At 73.8% G+C, this 4348-nt stretch carries 4 protein-coding genes and 1 pseudogene; all 5 read right to left on the reverse strand.

Annotated elements, in window-relative coordinates; translation table 11 throughout:
* Nucleotides 1-87: 87 nt before the first annotated feature.
* Complete coding sequence (locus tag GSF22_RS31270; RefSeq protein WP_208817514.1) at nucleotides 88-1371, reverse strand: ABC transporter substrate-binding protein; 1284 nt, start codon at nucleotides 1369-1371, stop codon at nucleotides 88-90.
* A gap of 35 nt (nucleotides 1372-1406) precedes the next feature.
* A complete protein-coding gene (locus GSF22_RS31275) occupies nucleotides 1407-2456 on the reverse strand; it encodes a branched-chain amino acid ABC transporter permease (RefSeq protein ID WP_208817515.1) in 1050 nt (349 codons plus the stop codon).
* A complete protein-coding gene (locus GSF22_RS31280) occupies nucleotides 2453-3331 on the reverse strand; it encodes a branched-chain amino acid ABC transporter permease (RefSeq protein ID WP_208817516.1) in 879 nt (292 codons plus the stop codon). Before GSF22_RS31280 ends, GSF22_RS31275 begins: the two co-directional genes overlap by 4 nt.
* Before the next feature lie 28 nt (nucleotides 3332-3359).
* Complete coding sequence (locus GSF22_RS31285) at nucleotides 3360-4082, reverse strand: ABC transporter ATP-binding protein (RefSeq protein ID WP_208817517.1); 723 nt, start codon at nucleotides 4080-4082, stop codon at nucleotides 3360-3362.
* A pseudogene (locus tag GSF22_RS31290) lies at nucleotides 4079-4348 on the reverse strand (ABC transporter ATP-binding protein); the annotation flags it as partial. The pseudogene GSF22_RS31290 and the gene GSF22_RS31285, both read right to left, overlap by 4 nt.

Below are 4348 nucleotides of genomic sequence, written 5' to 3' on the forward strand. Positions count from 1 at the left end.
CCCGTACCCGCACCGCGAGTCTAGACGCGCGCCGGCCCACCCCGGCCGCACCAGGCAGCTGGGCGACCGGGAGATCCACCGCACCGGTCAGGGCGTCGAGGGCACACCGTTCGCCGGTGGTGCCACCGGGGCGGCGGGGTACTCCCGGACCGGTCCGTCCCGCTCGTCGGTCTCGTAGGTCGGGCCGACGTAGCTCTGCACTCCCCCGGTCACCCGGGTGAGCCGGCCCCCGCCGTACCCCGAGTGGTCGGTGGCCGAGAAGCGCAGCGGCGCCAGGCCGGGCCCCTGGAAACCGCCCCGGCGCACCGCCCCGGTCAGCGACTCCCGGGTGAGGTCCCGGCCGGCGGCGAACAGCGCCTGCACGAAGAGATAGCCGACCGCCATGCCGTAGACGGTGTTGCCGTCGAACGGCGCGTCCCCGTTGTGCTCCCGGTTGATCCGGGTGAAGAGCTGGATCCACGGATTGGCGGTGTCGTGCTGCATCGGCAGGTAGTTCACCCCGACCATGCCCTCCAGCAGCGGCGCGGCGGTGCCGAGCTGCTTGGCCAGGGTCGGGTGGTCGGCGCCCACGTTGGAGACCAGCCACTGTGGCCGGAAACCGAGCCGGGCGGCGGTGCCGACGGCCAGGGCGGTGAAGCCGGGCACGGTGGCGAGGACGACCACCTGGCAGCCGGCGGCCTTGAACGCCCCGATCTGGGGTGCGAGGTTGGTGTTGCTGGTGACGTAGTTCTCCCTGACGGCGACGCCGCCGGCCCCGAGCACGGCCTCCACCCCGAGCAGGCTGTCCCGACCGAAGTCGTCGTTCTGGCCGAGGAAGCAGACCTTCCGGCCCGGCAGGGCGGTCTGCACGTGGTGGGCCAGGATCTTGCCCTCCACGGTGTAGTCGACGTTGAAACCGAAGGTGCCCGGGTACCGGTCGGGCTGGTCCCAGCTCCGGCTCCCGGAGGCCACGAAGAGGTCGGGCACCCGGTTGCTCTTGAGGAAGTCGAGCACGCCGGTGTGGGTCGGCGTACCGAGCCCGTTGAGGATGGCGAACACCCGGTCCTGGAGGACCAGTTGGCGGACCACCTGCTGGGTGTTGGCCGGGTTGTAGCCGTCGTCCACGATCTTGTAGGTGATCTTCCGGCCGTGCACGCCGCCCTGCGCGTTGACGTAGTCGAAGTAGGCCCGGGTGGCCGGAGCGATCTTGGAGTAGCCGGCCGAGGCCGGCCCGGTCAGCGGCATGTGCGTACCGACCAGGATCTCGTTCGTGGTCACCCCGGGTACGGCGGCGTCGCCGCCGGATCCGGCTCCGTCGCCGCAACCGGCGGCGGTGACCAACAGGGACACTGCGGTGGCGATCGCCAGGCCGCGTCGTGTGGGACGTTGCATCGGGGCACCGACCTTTCCTCGGTCCGGTCCTGTTTCTAGGGGTGGTGGGTGGTGGACGGGTCCGGTCGGGAGCGCAGCGCACGCCCCGACCGGGAGAGCAGACCCTGTATCCCGCCGGGCGCGGCGACCACGACGACGACCAACGTGACCCCGAAGACGGCCAACGGCAGGTTGCCCGCCATCCGCTGGGCCAGCGCCGGCGGAAAACTGACCAGCCCGGTCACCGAGTGGGTCAGGTCGGGGAGCGCGACCAGCAGGACCGCTCCCCAGCCGGCCCCGGCGAGCCGGCCCAGGCCGCCGACGACGACCGCCATGACCAGGGAGAGCGACAGCGTCAGGGAGAACGCCCCGGGGGACACGCTCTGCGCCAGCACCGCCAGCAGCCCGCCGCCCACCCCGGCCCCGGCCGCGCTGACCACGAAGGCGAGCACCTGCGTGCGGGCCACGTCGATGCCGGCGAGCCGGGCGGCGACCTCGTCGTCGCGGACCGCCCGGAACGTCCGGCCGTACCGGCTGCGGACCAGGTTGCCGAGGAGCAGCAGGACGGGCAGGGTGGCCGCCCCGGCGATCCAGAGCTGCCACCGCTCGTAGGGGAAGGACGCGCCGAGCCCGGCCGGCGGCGGGTCCACCGGCACGGACAGCCCCTGCTCGCCGCCGAGGACGCCGTCGAAGGTGACGGTCAGCGCCGGTACGACGACCGCGACGGCCAGGGTCACCCCGGCCAGGTACGGGCCGCGCAACCGGGCCGCCGCCACCCCGACCAGGGCACCGACCGCGACGGTGGCGCCGACCGCCGCACCGAAGGAGACCGGCAGCACCCAGCCGCCGGTGACCCCCGCGTCGGCGAACGCGGTCTGGCTGAGGGCGACGGTGTACGCGCCGACGGCCATCAGCGCGCCGTGCCCCAACGAGAGCTGCCCGTTGAGTCCGGTCAGTACGGTCAGCCCGGCGGTCGCGCAGAGGTATGCCGCCACGGTGGCGAGTTGGAAGGCGCGGAACGGCTCCAGCGCGAAGCTGACCGGCACCAGCAGCGCCACGGCGACGGCCCCGGCGCCCAGGTGCCGTGCCAGGGTCGGGCCCTTCACACCCGCCTCGCGGTGACCTGGGCGAACAGACCGCCGGGGCGGATCAGCAGCACCGCCAGCAGCAGCACGAGCACCGCGAGGGGGGCGAGGTCGCTGCCGGCGTACCCGCTGACGTAGGAGAGGACCAGACCGACCGCGAGGCCACCGACGACGGCCCCCGGCGGGCTGTCCAACCCGCCGACCACGGCAGCGGTGAACGCCGAGACGAAGACCAGGTCCATGGCGTGCGGGTGCAGCCCCAGTTCGGTGGGGATCACCAGCAGACCGGCCAGCGCGCCGACGCCGGAGGCGAGGGCCCAGCCGAGGGTGAGCATCCCGCCGACGTCGACCCCGAGCAGCCGGGCGACCGCCGGGGCGAACGCGGCGGCCCGCATCCGCAGGCCGGTGCCGGTGCGGGCGAACATCCAGGCGAGCGCGACGACCACCGCCCCGACCGCGGCGAGGACGAACAGGTCGTACGGCGACAGCACGCCGACTCCGCCGAGGGTCAGGGCGGCCCGGCTGAACGGCGCCTCGGCGGGCCGGTACTCGTTGCCGTAGACCATCCCGAGGACCGCCTGGATCAGCAGGACCAGACCGAGGGCGACGATCACCGGGTTGAGCGGGGAGGTCGAGTCGACCAGCCGCATCACCGCCACGTCAACCAGCGCGCCGAGGAGCAGGCCGGCGACGAGCGCGGCCAGGAAGCCCCACCAGTACGACCCGGTGGCCGCCGCGACGCTGTGGGCGACGTAGGCGGTGGCGACGGCCATCGCGCCCTGCGCGAAGTTGACGATCCGCGCGGCCCGCCAGATGAGTACCAGGGCCAGCGCGAACGCGGCGTAGACCGCGCCCCTGGACAGACCGTCGAGGGTGAGGAAGACGAAGCGGTCCAACAGTCCTCCCTCCGGGGGACTCGGGTGGTCAGAATCCGAGGTACGCGTGGCGCAGGTGATCGTCGTCGCGGAGTCCGGCGGCCGGGCCGGAGGCGACGATCCGGCCGAGCGCCATCACCACGCCCTGGTCGGCGACGGAGAGGGCACTGCGCACGTTCTGCTCGACGAGCAGCACGGTCAGGCCGGTGTCGTCGCGCAACTGCCGGAGCAGCGCCATGATCTGCGCGACCACCCGGGGTGCCAACCCGAGCGACGGCTCGTCGAGCAGCAGCAGGCGGGGGCGGCCGACGAGGGCCCGGCCGAGGGCGAGCATCTGCCGTTCGCCGCCGGAGAGCTGGTGCCCGAGGTGCCGCCGCCGACGGGCCAGGGGCGCGAAGAGCTGGTAGACCTCGTCGAGGGCGCGGGCGGCGTCGGCCCGGTCGCGCCGCCACAGCCCGCCGAGCCGCAGGTTCTCGTCGACGGTGAGTTCACCGACCACGCCCCGGCCCTCGGGTACGTGTGCCACGCCCCGCCGGACGAGCTGTTCCACCCGTGTCCCGCGCAGGTCCGTACCGTCGAGGACGATCCGGCCGGCGGTGGGTGGGAGAAGCCCGGAGACGGCGCGCAGCAGGGTGGTCTTGCCGGCGCCGTTGGCGCCCACCACGGCGGCGATGGTACGCGGCGGCACGGAGAGGTCCACGGTGTGCAGGACCGGGACCGCGCCGTACCCGGCCACCAGCCCGCGTACCCCGAGCAGTTCCCCGGTGCTCACGTGCCGGCCCCGTCGACGGCCGCGCCGAGGTAGGCGTCGGTGACCGCCGGGTCGTCGCGGATCTCGTCGGGGGTGCCGGTGGCGACCACCCGGCCGAAGTCGAGCACCGTGATCGTGTCGCAGACCGACATCACCAGGTCCATGTGGTGCTCCACCAGCAGCACGGCGCACGGGTCGGGGTCCCGGTCAGGCAGCTCGCGGATCAGGGTCGCCAGGTCGGTGAGGTCGTCGCCGCCCAGTCCCCCGGCCGGTTCGTCGAGCAGGAG

Source organism: Micromonospora echinofusca (assembly GCF_017614955.1).
Taxonomy (GTDB): domain Bacteria; phylum Actinomycetota; class Actinomycetes; order Mycobacteriales; family Micromonosporaceae; genus Micromonospora; species Micromonospora echinofusca_A.

Coding starts and splice junctions, on each gene's coding strand:
- GSF22_RS31270 (WP_208817514.1), bottom strand. CDS start 1,371: ATGCAACGTCCCACACGACGCGGCCTGGCGATCGCCACCGCAGTGTCC.